Source organism: Arenimonas oryziterrae DSM 21050 = YC6267 (assembly GCF_000420545.1).
In the GTDB taxonomy this organism is placed as follows: Bacteria; Pseudomonadota; Gammaproteobacteria; order Xanthomonadales; family Xanthomonadaceae; genus Arenimonas; species Arenimonas oryziterrae.
Map to the genome: position 1 here is coordinate 1 of NZ_ATVD01000025.1, position 1,124 is coordinate 1,124.

Annotated in this window: 2 protein-coding genes; both read left to right on the forward strand. The window is 56.2% G+C overall.

Annotation, left to right across the window (positions count from 1 at the left end; all coding sequences use genetic code 11):
* Positions 1–100: 100 nt before the first annotated feature.
* On the forward strand, positions 101–433 hold the full coding sequence (locus G467_RS18535) for an immunity protein TriTu family protein (protein ID WP_425386842.1): 333 nt from the start codon (positions 101–103) through the stop codon (positions 431–433).
* Between the two features lie 162 nt (positions 434–595).
* Positions 596–883: a lysozyme inhibitor LprI family protein gene (locus tag G467_RS18540; RefSeq protein WP_425386843.1), complete on the forward strand. Its 288-nt coding sequence runs from the start codon at positions 596–598 to the stop codon at positions 881–883.
* The last annotated feature ends 241 nt before the right edge of the window (positions 884–1,124 follow it).

Sequence of the window (1,124 nt, forward strand, 5' to 3'; positions counted from 1 at the left end):
GAACTTGGCATTTCCGGGTGCTACGCTGCGCCTAACAAATCATTCCAGCGGAACAAAACGGCAAGCCGTTTTGTCCGCTAAATTCAGGCGTTAGGGAACAATGGAAACAGCTTCAGCCGCTGACACTATCAGGAAGCGCCTCGCTGGGACGTTTTTGTGTCGACCCCTCAGTGGAGAGCTAGATTCGCTGTCCATCCGATCGCAGTTGACGTACGGGGACCCGACGGCGAACAGCGCACTTCGAATCGACCTGGACGGCACTTGCGCGCTCGGCCGGCTCACATGGTGGAGTGACGGAAGTATTGTTCTCGAGGCAATTCGCATTCGGGACGGCTCAACATGCTTCAGCCGAAGCGGCTTTGCCCTAGACTCAAGTCAAGCATTGGTTGCAGCGCGGGAACTGGCAGGGGTAGTGGCAAGTGTTGCTCCCTAACTAATCATTCAAGCCGACGCCTTCGGCGCGGCTTAACTCAGGCGTTAGGCCCTTATGCAAATCTTTCTTGCACTAGCCTTGGCTTCGGTTCCACAAGCCTCAGTCAACGTTACAGCCGAGGCGATCATTCAAGAATGCTGGAAGGGGAACTCGCACCCCGAGATGAGCATCTGCGTTCGAAATCGAACCAATGACGCCACTTCTGAGCTGTCCAAGGTTGAGGGTGAAATTCGCCGATCTATCGATCAGAGTGGCTCGAAGGAGTTGGCTCGCCAATTCCAAGCCAGCTCTGAGGCGTTCCAGTCCTACCTGCACAGCCAGTGCCTTTACCAAGAGACGTTGGCCTCCCCTGGCAATGGCGCATCGGATATCCGACGAGCTTGCGAAGCCGCATTGGTATCCAACAGAACCCAGCAACTTGTGGCTAGTCGCTCCTGGTTGAACAAATAGTGCGCGGGCCTAACAATTCATTTCAGCGGACGGCCGGGTGCAAGCTTGGCCGATCCAACCGTTCGCGGCCGGCCGCCGCTGAATTCAGGCGTTAGGCGCCAAAAGCCTTTTCCATGCGAATCAAGATTCTTCTCGCGGCAACACTGCTACTGGCAATTGGCCTGCTCTACTTCCCTGTCCGGTTTGCGCTCACGTTTGAGATCTTCGGAAACGCAGTGCGGTCTCCCACTGCCGGCTGGCT